This is a genomic window from Salinibacterium sp. NSLL17, from assembly GCF_015864935.1.
Taxonomy (GTDB): Bacteria; Actinomycetota; Actinomycetes; order Actinomycetales; family Microbacteriaceae; genus Rhodoglobus.
Map to the genome: position 1 here is coordinate 1,285,835 of NZ_JADYWH010000001.1, position 18,811 is coordinate 1,304,645.

General features: G+C 60.9%; 19 protein-coding genes and 1 pseudogene. 10 read left to right on the plus strand and 10 right to left on the minus strand.

Translation table 11 applies throughout. The features are described from left to right. Positions 1-8: 8 nt before the first annotated feature. The 3 genes from I6E51_RS06295 to I6E51_RS06305 all read right to left on the minus strand — a co-directional run bounded on the left by I6E51_RS06295 (position 9) and on the right by I6E51_RS06305 (position 2,089). The gene (locus I6E51_RS06295; protein ID WP_197109737.1) at positions 9-677 is read right to left on the minus strand and encodes a hypothetical protein; all 669 of its coding nucleotides are present in this window, start codon (positions 675-677) and stop codon (positions 9-11) included. A gap of 55 nt (positions 678-732) precedes the next feature. Continuing rightward, positions 733-981 carry a hypothetical protein gene (locus I6E51_RS06300; protein ID WP_197105988.1) on the minus strand — a complete coding sequence of 83 codons (249 nt, stop codon included), beginning with the start codon at positions 979-981 and terminating at the stop codon, positions 733-735. A 100-nt stretch (positions 982-1,081) separates the two neighbouring features. Then, on the minus strand, positions 1,082-2,089 hold the full coding sequence (locus tag I6E51_RS06305; RefSeq protein ID WP_197109738.1) for an aldo/keto reductase: 1,008 nt from the start codon (positions 2,087-2,089) through the stop codon (positions 1,082-1,084). A 90-nt stretch (positions 2,090-2,179) separates the two neighbouring features. Between I6E51_RS06305 and msrA the strand changes: the two genes are divergently transcribed. The 6 genes from msrA to I6E51_RS06335 all read left to right on the plus strand — a co-directional run bounded on the left by msrA (position 2,180) and on the right by I6E51_RS06335 (position 6,488). Further along, positions 2,180-2,701 carry a peptide-methionine (S)-S-oxide reductase MsrA gene (gene msrA, locus I6E51_RS06310; RefSeq protein ID WP_197105986.1) on the plus strand — a complete coding sequence of 174 codons (522 nt, stop codon included), beginning with the start codon at positions 2,180-2,182 and terminating at the stop codon, positions 2,699-2,701. A 127-nt stretch (positions 2,702-2,828) separates the two neighbouring features. After that, the gene (locus I6E51_RS06315) at positions 2,829-3,041 is read left to right on the plus strand and encodes a methyltransferase (RefSeq protein ID WP_197109739.1); all 213 of its coding nucleotides are present in this window, start codon (positions 2,829-2,831) and stop codon (positions 3,039-3,041) included. Positions 3,042-3,243: 202 nt separating this feature from the next. Then, complete coding sequence (locus I6E51_RS06320) at positions 3,244-3,738, plus strand: single-stranded DNA-binding protein (protein ID WP_231599670.1); 495 nt, start codon at positions 3,244-3,246, stop codon at positions 3,736-3,738. Positions 3,739-3,808: 70 nt separating this feature from the next. Then, positions 3,809-4,288, plus strand: coding sequence for a hypothetical protein (locus I6E51_RS06325; protein WP_197109740.1), 480 nt, complete (start codon positions 3,809-3,811; stop codon positions 4,286-4,288). Between the two features lie 47 nt (positions 4,289-4,335). Then, a complete protein-coding gene (ettA, locus tag I6E51_RS06330; RefSeq protein ID WP_197105983.1) occupies positions 4,336-6,018 on the plus strand; it encodes an energy-dependent translational throttle protein EttA in 1,683 nt (560 codons plus the stop codon). 2 nt (positions 6,019-6,020) lie between these two features. Beyond that, on the plus strand, positions 6,021-6,488 hold the full coding sequence (locus I6E51_RS06335) for a thioesterase family protein (RefSeq protein WP_197105982.1): 468 nt from the start codon (positions 6,021-6,023) through the stop codon (positions 6,486-6,488). Between the two features lie 65 nt (positions 6,489-6,553). Here I6E51_RS06335 and I6E51_RS06340 read toward each other — a convergent pair whose 3' ends face one another. The 5 genes from I6E51_RS06340 to I6E51_RS06360 all read right to left on the minus strand — a co-directional run bounded on the left by I6E51_RS06340 (position 6,554) and on the right by I6E51_RS06360 (position 12,443). Then, positions 6,554-7,786 carry a glycerate kinase gene (locus I6E51_RS06340; RefSeq protein ID WP_307783849.1) on the minus strand — a complete coding sequence of 411 codons (1,233 nt, stop codon included), beginning with the start codon at positions 7,784-7,786 and terminating at the stop codon, positions 6,554-6,556. A 114-nt stretch (positions 7,787-7,900) separates the two neighbouring features. Next, the gene (locus I6E51_RS06345; RefSeq protein WP_197105980.1) at positions 7,901-8,794 is read right to left on the minus strand and encodes a glycine betaine ABC transporter substrate-binding protein; all 894 of its coding nucleotides are present in this window, start codon (positions 8,792-8,794) and stop codon (positions 7,901-7,903) included. 103 nt (positions 8,795-8,897) lie between these two features. Further along, on the minus strand, positions 8,898-9,857 hold the full coding sequence (locus I6E51_RS06350) for a proline/glycine betaine ABC transporter permease (RefSeq protein WP_197105979.1): 960 nt from the start codon (positions 9,855-9,857) through the stop codon (positions 8,898-8,900). Continuing rightward, on the minus strand, positions 9,854-11,152 hold the full coding sequence (locus I6E51_RS06355) for a glycine betaine/L-proline ABC transporter ATP-binding protein (RefSeq protein WP_197105978.1): 1,299 nt from the start codon (positions 11,150-11,152) through the stop codon (positions 9,854-9,856). Before I6E51_RS06355 ends, I6E51_RS06350 begins: the two co-directional genes overlap by 4 nt. A 424-nt stretch (positions 11,153-11,576) precedes the next feature. Continuing rightward, positions 11,577-12,443 (minus strand): acyl-CoA thioesterase II, encoded by an 867-nt coding sequence (locus tag I6E51_RS06360; RefSeq protein WP_231599671.1) that lies wholly within the window; start codon positions 12,441-12,443, stop codon positions 11,577-11,579. 19 nt (positions 12,444-12,462) lie between these two features. Here I6E51_RS06360 and I6E51_RS06365 point away from each other — a divergent pair, with 19 nt between their 5' ends. Further along, positions 12,463-13,143, plus strand: a complete 681-nt coding sequence (locus I6E51_RS06365; RefSeq protein WP_197105977.1) for a hypothetical protein — start codon at positions 12,463-12,465, stop codon at positions 13,141-13,143. Here the strand turns inward: I6E51_RS06365 and I6E51_RS06370 are convergent. Further along, positions 13,140-13,937 (minus strand): hypothetical protein, encoded by a 798-nt coding sequence (locus I6E51_RS06370; protein ID WP_197109742.1) that lies wholly within the window; start codon positions 13,935-13,937, stop codon positions 13,140-13,142. The genes I6E51_RS06365 and I6E51_RS06370 overlap by 4 nt on opposite strands. A 38-nt stretch (positions 13,938-13,975) precedes the next feature. Then, a pseudogene (locus I6E51_RS06375) lies at positions 13,976-14,834 on the minus strand (FAD-binding protein); the annotation flags it as partial. Between the two features lie 305 nt (positions 14,835-15,139). Here I6E51_RS06375 and pdhA point away from each other — a divergent pair. From pdhA to I6E51_RS06390, 3 genes are read left to right on the plus strand one after another with little or no spacing between them, the layout of a single operon-like run. Further along, positions 15,140-16,258 carry a pyruvate dehydrogenase (acetyl-transferring) E1 component subunit alpha gene (pdhA, locus tag I6E51_RS06380; protein ID WP_197105975.1) on the plus strand — a complete coding sequence of 373 codons (1,119 nt, stop codon included), beginning with the start codon at positions 15,140-15,142 and terminating at the stop codon, positions 16,256-16,258. Next, positions 16,255-17,256, plus strand: a complete 1,002-nt coding sequence (locus I6E51_RS06385) for an alpha-ketoacid dehydrogenase subunit beta (RefSeq protein ID WP_197105974.1) — start codon at positions 16,255-16,257, stop codon at positions 17,254-17,256. The genes pdhA and I6E51_RS06385 overlap by 4 nt, the downstream gene beginning before the upstream one ends. Further along, positions 17,256-18,785, plus strand: coding sequence for a dihydrolipoamide acetyltransferase family protein (locus I6E51_RS06390; RefSeq protein ID WP_197109743.1), 1,530 nt, complete (start codon positions 17,256-17,258; stop codon positions 18,783-18,785). Before I6E51_RS06385 ends, I6E51_RS06390 begins: the two co-directional genes overlap by 1 nt. The last annotated feature ends 26 nt before the right edge of the window (positions 18,786-18,811 follow it).

Consider the following 18,811-nt stretch of genomic DNA (forward strand, 5'->3'; position numbering starts at 1 on the left):
CCACGTTGTTAGTCGCGGTCGGGAGTGATGACGACTGTCGGAGTCGGTTCCGAGCCTGACGCGGTAGCGGAAGACGGCGGTGTGGGCGAACCCGTAGACGGTGTTGAGCTGCCTTCGGCGGCTTGACGCGACGCCCATTCTTGCTGCTTGACGACGAGCTCGTCTTCAGCTTCGCCGGTTTCGTATTTCCAGCTGGCGAGGTCTTGAGCGAAGAGCTTCTTGGCGCGGCCGGGACGGGCTTGCCAATCGATGAGGCCGTCTTGAAGCTCTGCGAGGTCTTGTTCGGCCTGGAAGCTGTAGTTGACGGAGTTCTTCTTCATGGCCGCGAGCTTGTGAGAAGCCCAGTCGGCGGCGATGTTTGCACCCTTGAGGGGGAGGAGGCGCACTCGAACTTCTGCTTCGCTCGCCTGGTAGTCGACGTGCTCTTTTTCGCCGGCGGAGAGAGTGCTCCAGGCGGCAGCGCGACGGCCCGATGAAATAAGAGCAGCGACGGCGGCAGCCTTGGCTTGGCGGTCTTGGTGGCCGATGAGGCGACGCAGCGAAGAGCGCGCGATGAGCCCGACAATGATTCCTCCGACAACAATCGCGAGGAAGGGCACTAGAGCGTTCGTAATAAACGTCCAGCCTGCATCAGAGTTGAACCAGTCGACGATGTCGTTCCACCACTCAAGAATCATGTTGGAACTGTAACCCGGCTAGCGCACGTGACCCGATAGCGACAGGCGCGTCACATCAAAACCGGAAGATATCGAGAGCATCGTCGATGGTCCAAAAGTCTCCGAGGGGCAAGAAGCGGCGTTGGCGCTGAAGCATGCGCTTGGCTTGAAAACGAAACCCTGCAGCGGATTGCCAGCGGTGAACGTAACCCAACACTTCGCCATCCTGGCGGGTAATGCGCCACAGGTCGTCGTTGAGTTGAACAGTCACGACGCTTGAGCGAATCGAGCGCGTAGGGCCAGCGAAATCGAGAGTGGTGGTCATGGGTGCTCCTGACAAATATCGAACGCGAATGTGTGTTGTTCGAATATATGTTCGAACACTGACATTCGTGCGTCAGGAGCACCTCAATGGCGAGGTTTGGCTAGCGCAAAGCCGTACCGTCGAACGCGAGTGGCTCGATGGCGGCCAGTTCTGCATCCGTTAATGCTGGGCCTTCGAGGGCGGCAAAGTTGTTCTCCAACTGCGCGACACTGCTGGCTCCGACAAGCGCAGACGTAACCTGCGGATGACGCAGCACCCAGGTCAGCGCGAGCTGAGCGAGGCTTTGCCCACGGTTCTGAGCAATCTCGTTCAGGGCCCGAACGCGTTGCAGGTAGGTGTCACCGATGGGGCCGGGCTGGAGCCAGCGCCCCTCAGACGCACGAGATCCGTCGGGGATCGTGCCATCCAAGTAGCGGTCGGTGAGCAAACCCTGCGCGAGCGGGGAGAACACGATGCTGCCGGCGCCGATTTCGTCGAGCACGGGAAAGAGTCCGCTTTCGATGTGGCGATCGAACATGTTGTAGCGCGGCTGGTGAATGGTCAGCGGGATGCCGTACTCCGCGAGTGCGGCAGCGGCGGCTACGGTCTGCTCGGGGCTGTAATTCGAGACACCAACGTAGAGCGCTTTGCCCGAGTTCACTGCGGTCGCCAATGCGCCCATCGTTTCTTCGATAGAGGTCTCGGGGTCGGGGCGGTGGTGGTAGTAGATGTCGACATAGTCGAGGCCCATGCGGTCGAGGCTTGCGTCGAGAGACGAGAGCAAATATTTGCGTGAACCCCAGTCTTGGTAGGGGCCGACTCCCATCGTGTAGCCGGCCTTGGTCGAGATGATCAGTTCATCGCGATAGGGCTCGAAGTCGTCGGCAAAGATCTCGCCGAAGTTGCGCTCGGCGGCACCGATTTCGGGGCCGTAGTTGTTGGCCAAGTCGAAGTGAGTGATGCCGAGGTCGAACGCGCGGCGCAGAATCGCTCGTTGCGTTGCGCGGGGGCGGTCATCACCGAAGTTGTTCCACAATCCCAACGAGATCGCGGGAAGTGTGAGGCCGCTGCGGCCTACGCGGTGATATTCGGCGGTGTCATATCTGGCGGGGGAGGCTTCGTAAGGCATTCGTTCAGCATATGCCCAGCGACTGAGGGAACACGGCACGCGAGGTGGGCGTTGTATAAGACATCCAGCCCAAGAAAGTAGGCTCAACTTATGCACACATTTCATCTCGCAGGCGGCTGTTTCTGGTGCCTCGATGCGGTCTACCGCACCCTTAACGGCGTCACCGACGTAGTCTCTGGATACACCGGCGGCACAGTGCCCAACCCCAGCTACGAGCTGGTGTGCACTGAGACCACCGGCCACGCAGAAGCGGTTGCCGTCACCTTTGACCCTGAGGTCATCCCCGACGAAGTCATTCTTGACGTGTACTTCACCCTCCACGACCCGCGCCAGCTCAACCGGCAGGGCAACGACGTGGGATCGTCGTACCGTTCGGCGATGTTCTACGAAGACGACGAGCAGAAAGCTCTCTTCGAGGCTGCCCGTGACCGCGCATCCGAATATTGGGATGGCGGCATCGTGACCACGATCGAGCCACTCGACACCTACTACAAGGCTGAGGACTACCACCAGGACTTCTTCGCGAAGAACCCCGGCCAGGGGTATTGCATGGCGGTTGCGTTGCCCAAGGTCAACAAAATTCGTTCATCGTTCTCGAGCTACATCAAGTAGTACTCGGCAGCGACATAATCTGTGCGCCGTCTCGCACGAAGGTCTTTATCTTCGTCGCGAGGCGGCGTACGGTCGTTAACAAGCGACAGTGGCGTCGCGTTCTTACTAATTCGAAGGAGGTTCGGAAATGACAAACCACACTCTGACCGGACAAACCTGGGTGGCATTCACGCAGGCAGGAGCAGTTGGCTCGGTGCACCGGGTAACAGACGGGTTCACCTTCAAGTTATTGAAAGACGAAGGCTATCGAGCGGTGTATCCGACTCTGGATGCCGCGAAGGCTGCCCTGCACGCGAACCTGCTTCCCGGCACGGCGTGGCCTGAGTTCCGCGAGCACTAGGCTGATCGCCCACTTCTCCTGATAGCGGGCGCGGTGTGTCCGGCATCCACAGATGCTTTCACGCACCTCGCTCGCTGTGGCGTGCTGACGAACACTGGTGTCAGACGGATGCCGGGTCGGCTTCCCGGCACGAGTGTCGGCCCGCATCTGTCTCCCACATCGGCCGCGTTGTTCGCTTCGTGGCCCAGACCTAGGAGCAGATATGTCAGACACCATTACCGTTTCGGGGCTCGTCGCGACGACCCCACGGCACATCGTCACGAGTGAAGGTTTGCCCATTACGTCATTCCGGCTCGCGTCTACGCAGCGTCGGTTTGACCGCAGCAATCAGCGGTGGATCGATGGCGAAACCAACTGGTACACGATCACCTCGTTTCGCCAGCTCGCGATCAACAGCGCTACGTCGATCGGCAAGGGCGATCGCGTCGTGCTCAGCGGGCGGCTGAAGATTCGCGAATGGGAGAACGCTGACCGCAGCGGCACCAACATTGAGATTGAAGCAGACTCGCTCGGTCACGATCTTATGTGGGGCACTGCTCAGTTTTCTCGAACCATCTCCAGTGTGAGCTCAGCGAGTCACCAGACCGAGAGCGACGATACGTTCCCCGCAGCTGAGGCTGAAACTGAAGCTGAGACTGACGCCGCTGAAGAAGGCGAGCTCATTGCGGCGGGAAGCAGCGCAGTCAAGCCCTTCTGAGCGGATCGTGCGCGCAAGCAATCTAGACTTGATGCGGCCCTGAAGTCTCGCGGCCGATGAAGGGAATGCAATGCGCGTACGACCCACTCGCCGACTCGGTGCAGTTCTTGCCCTCACCTTGGCGGCAGCAGTCGCGCTCAGCGGTTGCGTAGCGGAGACGCCCGAACCGACAGCAACCCCCACGGCATCAACGACGCCGGCTCCCGAGGCCAGCGAGACTGCCCCCATGCTGCGCCCCGGCGAGAATGCCGTAGCTAATCGTCAATTCTTTGATCAGATCAACACCGAGTACTTCGAAGCGAACGGTCGCGGAGATGGCCGCAGCATTGTTGACAACCTCATCGAAAACGGTTTCGAGAAGCAAGACATGGAAGTCACTGCAGACACCACGGCAATCGGCCTCGCCACAGACTCCATCGTGGTCTCCGTGCGCATCAAGGGAGAGTGCCTGCTTGGCCAGTTTGCTCCCGATAACTACGTCTCATCCATCGAACCGCTTTTGGGCACCGGTGGCTGTCTTGTCGGAAAGACCCGCGCAATCGACTGGTAGTCCCGAATCGGGTTCGACTCACGCCCAGCGCTCCGTAGAATGGTCACATGGCCGAATTCATTTATTCCATGGTGCGCGCGCGAAAAGCGGTCGGCGACAAGCTCATCCTTGACGACGTCACAATGTCGTTCTATCCCGGCGCGAAGATTGGTGTGGTTGGCCCTAACGGTGCCGGTAAGTCCACAATCCTCAAGATCATGGCGGGCCTCGACATCCCCAGCAACGGTGAAGCCCGCCTGAGCCCTGGGTATTCCGTCGGCATCCTCATGCAGGAGCCCGAGCTCGATGAAACCAAAACGGTTCTCGAAAACGTGCAAGAAGGCGTTGGACCGATCAAGGCCAAGGTTGACCGTCACGCGGCCATTGGCCTTGAAATGGCTGAGCCAGACGCCGACTTTGACGCGCTCATGGCTGAAATGGGTTCGCTTCAGGAAGACATCGACGCTGCTGATGCGTGGGACCTCGACTCCCAGCTTGAGCAAGCAATGGATGCCTTGCGCACCCCGCCAGGAGACTGGCCCGTCAACAAACTCTCCGGTGGAGAGAAGCGCCGTGTTGCGCTCACCAAGCTGCTCCTTCAGAAGCCCGACCTGCTGCTTCTCGATGAGCCCACTAACCACCTCGACGCCGAAAGTGTTCTCTGGCTCGAGCAGCACCTCTCCAAGTACCCGGGCGCCGTACTGGCCGTAACCCACGATAGGTACTTCCTCGACCACGTCGCCGAGTGGATTGCTGAAGTCGACCGCGGTCACCTTTACCCCTACGAGGGCAACTACTCCACCTACCTCGAGAAGAAGCAAGAACGTCTCCAGGTGCAGGGCAAGAAAGACGCCAAGCTCGCGAAGCGTCTCTCGAGCGAACTTGAGTGGGTGCGCTCCAACTCCAAGGGCCGCCAGACCAAGTCGAAGGCTCGACTCGCACGCTACGAAGAAATGGCGAACGAAGCGGAGAAGACCAGAAAGTTGGACTTCGAAGAAATCGTCATCCCGATGGGGCCACGCCTCGGCGCGCAGGTCATCGACGCCAAGAACCTCAAGAAGGGTTTCGACGAGCGCATCCTGATCGATGGGCTCAGCTTCACCCTTCCCCGCAACGGAATTGTGGGAGTCATTGGCCCGAACGGTGTCGGTAAGACCACGCTGTTCAAGACCATCGTGGGGCTTGAGCCGCTCGACTCTGGAGACCTGAAGGTCGGCGAAACAGTCGACATCTCGTACGTCGACCAGACTCGTGGCGGTATCGACCCCAACAAGACGCTGTGGGAAGTTGTTTCTGACGGCCAGGACTACATCCAGGTCGGCAAGACTGAAATTCCGTCGCGCGGGTACGTCTCGCAGTTCGGCTTCAAGGGTCCAGACCAGCAAAAGAAGGCCGGTGTGCTCTCCGGTGGTGAGCGCAACCGCTTGAACCTCGCGCTCACGCTCAAGCAGGGCGGAAACCTTCTCCTGCTTGACGAACCGACTAACGACCTGGACGTCGAGACTCTCGGAAGCCTCGAAAACGCGCTCCTCGAGTTCCCCGGCTGCGCTGTGGTGATCACTCACGATAGGTGGTTCCTCGACCGCATCGCGACCCACATCCTCGCCTACGAAGGTTCGGAAACGAATCCCGGTTACTGGCATTGGTTCGAGGGCAACTTCGACGCTTATGAAGAGAACAAGATCGAGCGTCTCGGCCCCGACGCGGCCAAGCCTCACCGCAGCGCCTACCGCAAGCTCACCCGCGACTAGCCATGAGATTGCACATCCCGCTCCCGCTGCGCTGGTCAGACGTTGACGCGTACCAACACGTCAACAATGCCGAAGTGTTTCGTCTCCTCGAAGAGGCGCGCATTCACGCATTCTGGCCAGTAGCGGGAGCGGATGCGCCCCTCACCGCCGTGCTCGATGGTCGTCCAGGCGGCGCCACGATGACGCTCATTGCGCGTCAAGAAATCGAATACCTGCTTCCGATTCCGTACATGCGCGAACCCATCGACATCCAGATGTGGATCGGGCGCGTTGGGGGAGCAAGCCTCGAAGTTTGCTACGAGATTTACACTCCCGTGGGCGTAGAGCCCCAGCAACTCTTCGTTCGAGCATCCACCACATTGGTGCTTGTTGATGCTGCAACCTCACGGCCCATGCGCATTAGCCAAGCGCAACGCGCTGTATTCAACGACTACGCCGAGGAACCGCTTCAATTCGCCAAGCGGCGCTAGTCGCACGCGTTAACTCCCGAGTGCTAGCCGTCAGACGCTAGGTGCCAAGCGCTAGCTGCCAGACGCTAGTTGCCGAGCGTCGCGTCGTCGTCGCCCTCTTCATCTCTGAACTCGGCGTCGAGGTCGGTGGGTTCGAACCATTCGGCGATAGCGTGCGCGCCACGCGCTTCGAGCAGCGGAGCCGCCAGCTGGAAGAGTTCTTTGCGGCTCTCGATACCTGAGCCCAGCGGCAGAGCTACGTCGATGCCAGCAGCCTTCGCCTCGCTCGGGCTCATTCCCACACTGCCCGCAATTACCGCGAGCCACCCGCTTGGGCCTTTGGCGCCGCGCAGGTAGTCAACAACTTTGCCGTCGAGCGACTGCGAATCAAAGCGACCCTCGCCCGTGAGAATGATGTCGGCGCTGGCGATTACCTCGCTCAGCCCGATCGCATCGGCAACCAGCTGGGCGCCGGGAACCAACTCTGCGCCGAAGAGCGCCACAAGAGGAGTGGCCATTCCGCCGCCGGCTCCCATGCCGGGCAGGGCGGAGATTCCGGCGGCAGAGAAGCCGCGTTCGGCAGCCAGCGGTGTCTCTGCCAGCACTTCGGCAAGTCTGGTGAGCCCAGCATCCAAGACAGCGACATCGGATGCCGAAGCCCCCTTCTGAGGCCCGAAGACGTGGGCTGCGCCCTGTTCTCCCACCAGCGGGTTGGTCACATCGACGGCGATGCGCCACTGCGTCTCGCGTGCGCCGGCGATGAGCCCGCTGAGGTCGATCGTTGAGAGGGAGGCTAGCGCGCCTCCTCCGGGTGCCAGTTCGTTGCCCTCGGCGTCGAGGAATCGCGCACCGAGCGCGCGGAGGATGCCCGTACCGCCGTCGGAGGTTGCTGAGCCGCCGAGAAAGAGTGTCACGTCGCGCGCGCCTTTTTCGATGAGGCGTGCGGCGATGAGGCCGACACCGTAGCTGTCGGCGCGCAAAGCCTGTAGCGGCACGTCGCTGACGTAGGGGAGTCCGTTGGACTGCGCGGCTTCGATGATCGCCCGGCGACCTTCGCTGTCGAGTCCGTAGCTGGCTTCGCGTTCGCGACCGATGGCATCCACCGTCGTCATCGTGAGCGCCGGCTGGAGCCAGGCGGCCAGTACGGCGTCGAGGGAACCTTCTCCGCCGTCAGCCATGGGGAACGTGAGCACGGTGGCTGACTCGGGAAGCATTTCGCGGGCTCCACGTTCGAGAGCCGCCGCGGCATCCGCAGCGGTCAGGCTGCCTTTGAACGAATCGGGAGCGATGACGACGACAGGATTATCAATTGCTGGCACCATTCGACCCTAGCGTGACACCGGATGGTTGCCGTGCGCACGCAAAAAGGGGCCGCCCGAAGGCGACCCCTTTTCGTGAGTTACAGCACCGAAGTACTGAAAGCTACAACAGTATTAGCTGGTGAGGCCGTCTACGTAGTCCTGGTTCGCTGCAATCCAGTCAGCAACGATGGGCTCGAAGTCGGTTCCTTCGTACTCGTTGTACATGACGTTCTCGAGCGAGTAAAGCAGCTCGGAGTCCATCTTGAAGCTCGAGATCCACTCGGTGACCTCGGGCATGTCGTCGCTCAGGGTGTCGCGTGCGAAGGAGTGAATTTCTTCAACGTCTCCGAGCGTTCCCTCGGGGTCAGCAAGGTCCTTGATGTCGAATGCATCGTAGGCCCAGTGCGGACGCCAGAGAGTGACGGCAATGTTCTCGCCGTTGTCGAGTGCAGCCTGCAGTTCAGCAAGCATGGCGGGGGTCGACGAGGTGAGAAGTTCCATGTCGTCGAGGCCGTAGGTCGGCATGGTGTTGTTCAGGACTGCTTCAGTGAGTCCTGCACCAGGCTCGATACCAACGATGCGGTTGCCGAAAGCGTCAGCGTTTGCTGCGAGCTCGTCGAGCGAATCGATGGGGGCATCAGAGTTGACTGCAACGGTCAGGCCAGCTTCGCTGTTCCATGCGCCGAGGTCTTCAATGGTGTCGCCGTACTCTTCCATCAGGCTTGCGTGAGTGATGGGGAGCCATCCGTCAAGCGCGATGTCGTAGTCACCGGTGCTGAGGCCCGAGAAGATCGGGGTAACGTCAGCGTATTCGAGCTCTACGTTGTAACCCTTTTCTTCAAGGATTGCCTTCCAGAGGTACGAAACTGCTTCGCCCTCAGGCCATCCGTTGAATACGGCAATGCTGAGATCCTTGCTCTCAACAGCGTCGCCGGACGCGGTGTCGTCTCCGCCTGCGGCGCAAGCCGACAGACCGAGGAGCGCAGCGGCTCCGATTGCAATTGCAGCACGTGTCTGCTTCTTCATTGTGTCGTCCTTTTCTGTCAACGCTAAAGCGTCGACGATGTTGACGTCGATGCATACAGGATTTTCTGCATGCGGGAAACGAGCGCGGGTTGGCGCCCGAAAATTAGCGAACGGGGGGAGTGTGTTCGGCTGGTTCGGTCGTAGCGGCCGAGCTGTCTGCGGTGGTGTCAACCACTTCAGATTCTTCGCTACGGCTACGAACCTTGAAGGACTCGATAATGAACTGGAAGTAGCCCTTGCCCGAACCGAAGGATGCCGTGAGGCGGTCCAGGAAGATGGCCAAGATAACTACAGACAGTCCAGCCTCGAAGCCGAGTGCGACATCCGCTCGGCTCAAGCTCTGGATAACGGGCTGGCCGAGGCCGCCGGCACCAACCATGGACGCGATAACGACCATGGAGAGCGAGAGCATGATGACCTGGTTGATGCCGGCCATGATTGACGGCAGAGCCAGCGGAAGCTGAATCTGTCGAAGGATGCGGCCGGGCGATGCGCCGAAAGCCTGGCCGGCTTCAACAACTTCGCTATCCACACCGCGAATTCCGAGTTCCGTAAGGCGAACACCGGGTGCAAGAGCGAAGAGCACTGTCGCGACGATTCCGGGAACGTCACCAATGCGGAACAGGATGAGCGCAGGAATCAGGTAAACGAAGGCGGGCATCGTCTGCAGGAAGTCCAAGATCGGCTTCACGATGGTCGAGACCGTTCGGTATTTAGCCGCCAGAATTCCTAACGGAACACTGATAATGATGGCGAGGAAGGCCGCGACGAGCACGAGCGCCATGGTGTCCATAGCGTTTTCCCACTGGTCAAGCGTGAGAATAAGCAGAAAACCAAGGATGCTTCCTACCGAGAACATCCAACCGCGAGCCACGAAAGCAATGACGGCGAAGATGATCAGGATGACCCAGAAGGGTGGGGAGGTGAAGAGGAAGTTCATTCCGTCGGAGATCGACGCAATGATGAACTTGATGACGTCGAAGAAGGCGCCAAAAGTCTCGGTGATGTAGTCAATACCGTTTTCGACCCACTGGCCGAGGGGAATTCTGAGGAAGTCGTTCATCGTGCGTCCTCCTTCGCGTCGGAGCTCGTATCGCTGGCGTCAAGGGCGTCGGTGATGACCGAGGTCGAGACGGTAAGAGGCGGTTCGATGGCTTGAAATTCATCGGTGTCGGTCGTGACGTTGCCGAGAGCAGCAAGCAGAGTAACGCGAGGTACGACACCCCGCAGGCGGCCACGCTCGTCGATAACGGCGAGCGGAAGAGGGCTTTCGACCGAGGGAACGAAAAGTTCCGACAGGTAGGTGTTTTCGTCCACAGCGTTGTATTCGTCGCTCAAGATCGTTGTCAGGTCGCTGACGCCCTTGCGGACGAGCTTCATCACGTCAGCATCGCGAACGACGCCCTGGAGCGTGCGGTCGCGGCTGATTACGAAAGCAGTTGAGGTCTGAAGGTCACGCATAACCTTCAGTGCTGCGCGCGGTCCGCCACTGGCGAAGACCGTCGCACGGACGGGCTCCATGACGCTGGCGGCCGTGAGAACACGCGAGCGGTCAACATCCTGAACGAACTGAGCAACATAGTCGTTGGCCGGGTCGGTGAGGATGTCTTCTGGCGTGCCGATCTGAACGATGCGGCCGTCACGCATCACTGCGATGCGATCTCCGAGGAACATTGCCTCGTTGAGATCGTGAGTGATGAAGATGATGGTTTTGCCGAGTTCGGTCTGAAGCTCGAGCAGCTGCTCTTGCATTTCGCGACGAATCAGCGGGTCGAGAGCACTGAATGCCTCGTCCATGAGGAGGATGTCGGTATCGGCAGAGAGGGCGCGGGCGAGGCCGACGCGCTGCTGCATTCCACCGGAAAGTTCGGAGGGCATCTTGGAGCCCCAGCCCTTGAGACCAACGAGGTCGATGGTCTTCTGGGCGCGAGCGAGACGTTCAGCCTTCGGCATTCCCTGAACTTCGAGGGCGTAGGCCGCGTTCTCAAGAACGGTGCGGTGCGGGAACAGGGCGAAGTGTTGGAACACCATCGAAATGTGACGGCGGCGAACCTCGCGAAGCTTGGGACCGGAAATGCCGGTGATCAGGTCGCCACCGACGGTGACGCTGCCCGATGTGGTGTCCCACAGTCCGTTAAGCATGCGGATGAGGGTGGATTTTCCGGAACCGGAAAGGCCCATGACTACGAAGATTTCACCGGGGCGAACGTCGAAGCTCGCATCGATGACCGCTGCTGTTCCTAGGTCAGTAATCTCATCGCGGGTGGCGCCATGCTGAAGCCTCTCAACGGCTTCCTGTGGACGGCGGCCGAACACCTTGTAGATGTTCTTCGCGCTAACAGCAAATTTCTCGGTCACGTTCTCCTGATTACTCGGCACCTTAAGGGCTTCGCTTCTCTCGATTACGGTCCGGGTTGAACGCAGGGCTCTGTCAATTCCAAGGTGGTTCTGCTGGGAAAAGATAGGGGAGCGCTTTCGGAGCAACTCCACTGCGAAACAACCGTACGAGCGACATCCCGGTGACGGGGTGGCGCGCGCGGCCTGATTTCGTAGCACCTTGCTTACAGGGCCCAAAAAAGGGGCACACCGCCAGCAAGGCCGATATCAACGGTAACGTTTTTTGGGTTTTTCCGCAGTTTCAGGTCCACCAGATTGGGGACATCCAGTGACGGCGACCGGGCGCGATCCGCGGCACAGTAGGGATCGAGCGGGGTCATCTTTGTTACTTGTTTGTTACCTATCGGAACTAAAAGAGCCGTCCAATTTGACGAATCGGGGCCTTCTAGCGAGGAGGGCGCACCATTCCCTCTTGCGCAACGCTCGCGATCAAACGGCCAGAGCGATCGTAGATTCGACCGAGTGAGAGGCCACGGCCACCAATGGCAGTCGGAGACTCCTGCACATAGAGGAGCCACTCATCCACTCGAGCTTCGCGATGCCACCACATGGCGTGGTCAAGACTCGCCACCTTGATTCCGGGAGTGACCCAGGCGAGGTCGTGGCGTCGCATGATTGATTCCAGAATTGAGTAGTCGCTGGCATACGCCAGCGCTGCCCGGTGCAGGTTCATGTCGTCGGGCATCGGGCCAACCGACTTGATCCACACGGCCTGATGCGCGACGCTGCCGCCATCAACGCTCATAAAGATGGGCGAGGTGACGTAGCGCATGTCAAAGGGGCGCTCAGATGCCCAATAGCGAGCGACCGGATGATCGACGCTCGCCAGTGACTCAGCGGTCGTGGGCAGCGACTCCGGGTCAGGAAGATCTGCGGGCATGTCGATCTGGTGGTCGAGCCCTTCATCGTCATCCTGGAACGAAGCGATTGCCGACAAGATCGGAACGCCCTCTTGATACGCCTGAGTGCGCCGCGTCGAGAAGGAGCGACCATCGTGAATGCGGTCAACAGAGAACGTGATCGGAAGGTTCACGTCGCCCGGGCGGAGGAAATATCCGTGCATAGAATGCACGACGCGGTCCTCAGCGAGAGTGCGCTGCGCGGCAACGAGAGCCTGCGCTAACACCTGACCGCCGAAGACGCGGCCCTGCGGCATCCACTGGCTGGGACCAGTGAAAATGTCTTCGCTTGTTCGTGCGCCGGTGTCGGTCAGATCGAGGGCAGTCAGAAGCCCAGACATAGGGTCGCTCATGCCTGTAGTTTAGAGGCCTATGACTGGATCGTTTACTTTGGTGGATTCCCTGGCGCTGGGAGATCTGCAGGTTTTCTTGGGCCGTGCCGCCCGAGTCGATGAGGGCTCTGTGCGACTCATCGGTGGCGCCGGCGTTCTCGCCGTCTATGTTTCCGTTCTTCACCCTGCCGGGCTCCTTGACCAGAGCCCCACTGTGCTTGGATTGCGCACCTTCGCTCTGTCATCAACGGATGATTTCGATGCCGTCGTTCCGGTTCGCTCCCTGCTTGGCCGCATTGAGAGCGCCGTCGAGGCTTCTGCCGCTAGCTTTTCTGAGCCTGTCGCTGTCAACTTGCCGATGAGCGTCAACACCGTCACGTGGGCTGCCATCACGCCGCCGCGTGGGGGTTGGGTTGCGATCGATTCTGTGCCGAGTGCTGTGCTTGAAGAGGCAGCACGGGCAGGCATCGAAGAAGTCGCCGCCGCCATTCCCACTGGAACCGGCGAAGCGATCGTGCACAAAGTGCGCACCGAAGTCTGGGGGCGTCCGCTAGACGAGCCCGACTATCTGCCCGCCGGTGCAGGGTTCGCAGCCGTTAGCTTGGGTTTTCTCGCCGATGATGAGGCGGCATCCGTCTATGAATCTGGAGCGTGGACGCGACTATCGACTAAGCGCGGTCACATTCTCGTGAAGCGCCGCGCCTGGTCAGTCGCGCGCTAGAGAGTTTCTACTGCCCGGCTGAACAACATGCCCATGAACACGACCGTTGTCGCAAACATGATGGCCAAGACGCCGAACGCTGCCCACATCGGCGCGAGTCCTTGACCGGTGCGATTCTTGACCACAACACAACGGCCGATGACGTAGATCAGCCAACCGAGGAAGATGAACGCCCAGTGGAAGGGGCGGTCGATGCCGCGATGATCGAGTTCGCGTCGGTCGAAGATCGCCAAGGGAATGTTGACCAGGAACATGAGCCAACCGGAGATCATCATCCACAGGTAGCCGGGATCAACGAGCAGACGTAGCTGGGCGTCGGTCGGAGTGTCGGTCGGGCGCGGGACAAGAGCGTCAAGGTCGATGGCGAACAGGCCGGGAAGTGAAATCAGCGGCAAGAGCACGAATACCCACATTTGCCAGGTGTTCGTTCCGGTATCGCTGACGTCGCTGGGGGCTGCATAGGTGTAGTTGGCGGCCGGGTTCACGACTGGTGGGGCACCAACCGTTGCTGCAGCCGGCGTCGTTGCGGCAGGAGAAACGGGCGTAATCGGAGGCACCGAATTGGTCGCTGCTGGTGGCGTCGCGGCAGGGACAGCGCCCGATTGCGCCGAGGATGTAGCTGCTGCTGCTGCTGCTGCTGCTGCGGCAGGAGCAGGAGTCGGCAACGGGGTCGCATCTTCGGGCACCGTGTTGGCGGCAGCCCAGGCGGTTCCGCTCCACCAACGGGGTGCGGCTCCTCCGGCGGGATCGCGATACCAGCCGGCAGGAGGAAGGGGAGTCGATGCGTCGTTCACCCTGCGATTCTAACGGCGGCGAGAGCCAAATCTGACACTTACTCGGTGGCGACACTCCGCCCCACCACGCTTCGGCCGGCGGCACTCCCGCTGAAAAGGCAACCGCCGAGAAACGTGCCCTCGAGCGCTCGTGCCGAGAGATCAGTCTGGATGCCGCCCAAACTCTTGCGGGTAAGAATGTTGAGCTTGACCGCAATCAGCGGTCCCGCTTTCGCATCGAGGATGCGGTGGGGCTTGGCCACCCGAATCAGTTTGTCTCCGAGGTAGTTGCGCGCCTGACGCAGCGCAGTGATTTGGGAATCCTTGGTGAACTTATTGGTGAGTTCCCGATCCCGAGCTTCGATCTCGCGGCGCACGTGTTTCGCATCGATTGCGATGTCGGGGGCGAGTTGTTGCATGCCGTCAAGAAGTTCGTCGAGGGTGTCGGCGACGATGAAGTCGGCACCGTGCTGCTTGAAGGCTTCGACCGGGGCTGCCGCACCCTTGCCGAGCCGTTGCGTGAGGAGTTCGCGCACACTTTTGCCGGTGAGATCAGGGTTCTGTTCGCTGCCGGAGAGAGCGAACTCCTTTTCGATGATGGCCTGAGTGAGTACGAACCACGAGTGGTCGTAGCCGGTCGCGTAAAGCCACACGCTCGACGGGCCGGGGAGGATGCGGATGCCATGCTTCGGCCACACCGGATCCCAGTTCTGGATGCCCTCCACGCAGTGCCACATGCGGTCGCCGTTGAGAACCCGAGCTCCCGCGCTCGCGGAGCCACTCGCGCTTCTCACCGGCAGCAAACTGAAGGTAGGCCTCCGCCCAGCGGCGCGGTCACTCGTATTCGTCTCGATCAAAACTGGCAGTGCCGAACCAGTCCTGCGTAGCGAGCTCGAGAGAGTCTTTGATGCCCAGCCGCAGCGACCAATCCGGCGAGGCCTCCGCCGACAACGATCGCGTCCAATTCGGGGGACTGCGGCATCCGTGACTCCTTCGACACTGAGCGACGCCAACGGTGGCGACTCCTGCGCTGACAGTATGCCGGTCATCCTCACAATCTGGGGCAACTTTGGCGTGGAACCTTGTGCCCCGCCCACGGGGTAGGTACCGTCAGATTAACTCCGAGCGACGAGGCTCGGATCAACCGGCGATTTACCAATCGCGGTTGTGAGGATCGCTAGAGCGCAGCACATCAGCAGGCGCGCTGGCGGATCGGAGAAACGATGAGTACCACCGTGCCCGTGAAAGCCCAGATTCCTGGAGCGAAGAAGCAAACTCCTGAGTTTGTGCAACTTCTTGACCCAGACGGAAAACGGTTAAGCGACGAACTCTATGACCCTTGGGTGTCAGACGTCACCGGTGATCAGCTCGCGAGTCTCTATGAAGACCTCATCATCGTGCGCCGTATCGATACGGAAGCAACCGCTCTGCAGCGTCAGGGCGAACTTGGCCTCTGGCCACCACTCCTCGGGCAAGAAGCTGCTCAAGTCGGCTCTGCCCGCACTCTGCGCCCCGACGACTTTGTCTTCTCCAGCTATCGCGAGAATGCGGTGGCGTACTGCCGCGGAGTGCAACTTCCTGACCTAGTGCGGGTCTGGCGCGGCACAGCAGCCTCTGGTTGGGATCCCTTCGAAGTCGGTATGGCAACGCCGGCCGTCATCATCGGGGCCCAGACGTTGCACGCCACCGGCTATGCCGTTGGCTGCACGTTCGACGGCGTCGACAGCGTTTCGGTTGCGTACTTCGGCGATGGTGCGACGAGCGAGGGGGATGTCAGCGAAGCGATGGTGTTCGCGGCCTCCTTCAACGCTCCCGTAATTTTCTTCTGCCAGAACAACCAGTGGGCGATCTCTGAGCCCGTGGGGCTTCAAGCTCAGCGGCCGATTGCCGACCGGGCTCCGGGGTTCGGGATTCCGAGCATCCGGGTCGATGGCAACGACGTGTTGGCCGTCATGGCGGCAACCCGCAGCGCCCTCGATCGTGCTCGCAATGGCGGTGGGCCCACGTTTATCGAAGCCGTGACGTATCGTCGCGGGCCGCACACGACCTCCGATGATCCGAGTCGCTATGTCGACCCGGTTGTTGCCAAGGAATGGGAAGCGAAAGATCCCATTGCGCGCGTGGAAGCCTTTTTGCGCAGCGAAGGAGTGCTGACTGACGAACTTGCGGCGTCCATTCAGGGTCGAGCAGATGCAGTGGCGGCCGAATTCCGCGCCGGATGCTTGGCGCTCGAGAATCCCGAACCGCTCAGTGTGTTCGACAACGTCTATGCAACCGAGCACTCGGGGCTGGCGCGTCAAAAGAGCCAGTACAAGGCCTACCTTGAGGGGTTTGAGAAATGACCGAACTAACTCTTGCGAAAGCTCTCGGCTCTGGGTTGCGGCGTGCGCTCAGCGACGATGACAAAGTTGTCTTGCTTGGTGAAGACATCGGAACCCTCGGTGGCGTTTTTCGCGTGACCGACGGGCTGCAGCGCGACTTCGGCAAAGACCGCGTGATCGACACCCCTCTCGCCGAAGCCGGAATTATCGGTATGGCGGTCGGCCTTGCTTTCCGTGGCTACCGCCCGGTCTGCGAGATCCAGTTCGACGGCTTCATTTACCCCGGCTTCGACCAGATCGTCGCCCAGGTCGCCAAGCTGCACTACCGCACCGCAGGCAAGGTGCGGATGCCGCTGACGATTCGTGTGCCCTATGGCGGAGGTATCGGCGCTGTCGAGCACCACTCGGAGTCGCCCGAAGCGTACTTCGCGCACACCGCCGGGTTGCGGGTTGTCACCTGTTCGACGCCGCAGGATGCCCACAGCATGCTGCGCGAAGCAATCGCGAGCGATGACCCGGTGCTGTTCTTTGAGCCCAAACGTCGCTACTGGACCAAGGGCGAGGTCGACGAAGACGCCACCGCTCTGCCCATGGGCAAAGCCCGCGTCGTGACCGAGGGAACCGACGTCACGCTCGTGACCTATGGACCCCTCGTCGCCACCGCTCTGGATGCCGCAGTTGCCGCCGCTGATGACGGCGTTTCTATCGAGGTGGTTGATCTTCGCTCGCTCTCTCCGGTCGACTTCGACACTGTTGAGGCGAGCGTGCGCAAGACGGGGCGGCTCGTGATTACCCACGAAGCTTCGGAATCGGGCGGCCTCGGTGCCGAGATCGCTGCAACACTCACGGATCGCTGTTTCTACTACTTGGAGGCAGCTCCTGTGCGCATCACGGGCTTCGATGTGCCGTATCCGGCGGCGAAGTTGGAGGACCACTTCTTGCCTGACCTTGACCGCATCCTTGACGGTGTTGACCGTGCGCTGGGTCGCGTGAATTCACTCACCGGTTGGAGTGCGTAATGGCTGTCAAAGAGTTTGCTCTGCCCGATTTGGGTGAGGGCCTCACGGAGTCTGAGATCGTCGAATGGCATGTTGCTGTCGGCGATCTCGTGACGCTCAACCAGCCCATTGCTGAGGTGGAGACCGCCAAGGCGATTGTCTCCCTGCCTTCGCCAGTCGCCGGCAAGATTTCGGCCCTGCACGCTGAGCCCGGTTCAACCGTGCAGGTGGGCACGCGTATCGTCACGTTCGAGTTGGATGGTGGCCCAGACGCCGCCTCTGACGCTGCTGGCACTCCGGCTGTCGGTGGTGCCTCGGCTGTCGCTGTCGCTGACGCTGACGCTGACGCTGACGCTGGCGCTGGAACTGACGCTGGCGCAGAGAGCGCGAAAGCGGATAGCGCAGAACAGGCGCCGGCCGCTGAGGCTGCCCCTGAGCGCAACGCCGTGCTCGTCGGGTACGGTCCCGCCGTCGAGAGCGGCAAGCGCCCTACGCGCAAGCCTCGCGCCGCGCGGGCGGCATCTGCAGCGGCAGTGGAAGCCCCTTCGGCTGTGGCTGCGGCAGAGCCCGCGCCAGCGACCGCGCCAGCACCTGAATCCGAGACCGCGCCACAGACTGCGCCTGAGCCTGCCGTGACATCCTCCGATGCCCGCACCAAGACGACTCCGCCGGTGCGCAAGCTCGCGGCTGATCGTGGCGTCGACCTGACGCAACTGACCGGCACGGGCCTCGAGGGCATCATCACGCGCGACGATGTGCTGAGTGCGGCAGAACAGTCGCCCGCTGACACGCAGTCGGGCGACGACACTGCGGCAGGAGCATCCGCACCGCAGGCGGCGAGAGCCCTTGCGGGCACACGTCCGCGCGAGACCCGCACGCCGATCAAGTCGGTGCGCAAGGCAACCGCGGCCGCGATGGTTGCGAGTGCGTTCACGGCGCCCCACGTCACCGAGTTCTTGACGATCGATGTCACGCGCACGGTGGAGCTGGTGGCAAAGCTGAAGGCGAAAGGCACCGCAGCATCCGTTCTCTCCGTTGTCGCGAAGGCGCTGTGCATCGGTGTGGCGCGTCATCCGTCGCTCAATTCGCGGTGGGATGCCGAGGCGAACGAGATTGTCGAGTTCGGTTACATCAACTTGGGTATCGCTGTCGCGACGCCCCGGGGTCTGATGGTGCCGAACCTCAAAGATGCGGATGCCATGAGCCTCGCCGAGCTCACCGGCGCGATCGGCGACTTGGCGCGCAATGCGCGAGCGAGCAAAGCAACTCCGGCATCGCTCAATGGTGGAACTATTTCGATCACCAACGTGGGCGTCTTCGGTATCGACGCGGGCACTCCCATCCTGAACCCGGGAGAAGCCGGGATTCTGGCGATGGGTGCTGTTCGCAGGATGCCGTGGGAACACCACGGCGACATCGCCCTGCGCGACGTCATGACGTTGAGCCTGTCCTTCGATCACCGTCTTGTCGACGGTGAACAGGGCGCCCGTTTCTTGACCGATGTCGGTTCGATTCTGAACGACCCCGGCACCGTTTTGACGATGGTGTGAAAGCGGCGGTGGCCGCAACAGGTAAG

Bases quoted from the DNA above. Each gene is read 5' to 3' on its own strand.
- msrA (WP_197105986.1), top strand. From the start codon at position 2,180: ATGCACACATTTCATCTCGCAGGCGGCTGTTTCTGGTGCCTCGATGCG.
- pdhA (WP_197105975.1), top strand. From the start codon at position 15,140: ATGAGTACCACCGTGCCCGTGAAAGCCCAGATTCCTGGAGCGAAGAAG.
- I6E51_RS06345 (WP_197105980.1), bottom strand. From the start codon at position 8,794: ATGAAGAAGCAGACACGTGCTGCAATTGCAATCGGAGCCGCTGCGCTC.
- I6E51_RS06295 (WP_197109737.1), bottom strand. From the start codon at position 677: ATGATTCTTGAGTGGTGGAACGACATCGTCGACTGGTTCAACTCTGAT.
- I6E51_RS06305 (WP_197109738.1), bottom strand. From the start codon at position 2,089: ATGCCTTACGAAGCCTCCCCCGCCAGATATGACACCGCCGAATATCAC.
- I6E51_RS06390 (WP_197109743.1), top strand. From the start codon at position 17,256: ATGGCTGTCAAAGAGTTTGCTCTGCCCGATTTGGGTGAGGGCCTCACG.
- I6E51_RS06385 (WP_197105974.1), top strand. From the start codon at position 16,255: ATGACCGAACTAACTCTTGCGAAAGCTCTCGGCTCTGGGTTGCGGCGT.
- I6E51_RS06360 (WP_231599671.1), bottom strand. From the start codon at position 12,443: ATGAGCGACCCTATGTCTGGGCTTCTGACTGCCCTCGATCTGACCGAC.
- I6E51_RS06300 (WP_197105988.1), bottom strand. From the start codon at position 981: ATGACCACCACTCTCGATTTCGCTGGCCCTACGCGCTCGATTCGCTCA.
- I6E51_RS06325 (WP_197109740.1), top strand. From the start codon at position 3,809: ATGCGCGTACGACCCACTCGCCGACTCGGTGCAGTTCTTGCCCTCACC.
- I6E51_RS06320 (WP_231599670.1), top strand. From the start codon at position 3,244: ATGTCAGACACCATTACCGTTTCGGGGCTCGTCGCGACGACCCCACGG.
- I6E51_RS06350 (WP_197105979.1), bottom strand. From the start codon at position 9,857: ATGAACGACTTCCTCAGAATTCCCCTCGGCCAGTGGGTCGAAAACGGT.
- I6E51_RS06315 (WP_197109739.1), top strand. From the start codon at position 2,829: ATGACAAACCACACTCTGACCGGACAAACCTGGGTGGCATTCACGCAG.
- I6E51_RS06365 (WP_197105977.1), top strand. From the start codon at position 12,463: ATGACTGGATCGTTTACTTTGGTGGATTCCCTGGCGCTGGGAGATCTG.
- I6E51_RS06335 (WP_197105982.1), top strand. From the start codon at position 6,021: ATGAGATTGCACATCCCGCTCCCGCTGCGCTGGTCAGACGTTGACGCG.
- ettA (WP_197105983.1), top strand. From the start codon at position 4,336: ATGGCCGAATTCATTTATTCCATGGTGCGCGCGCGAAAAGCGGTCGGC.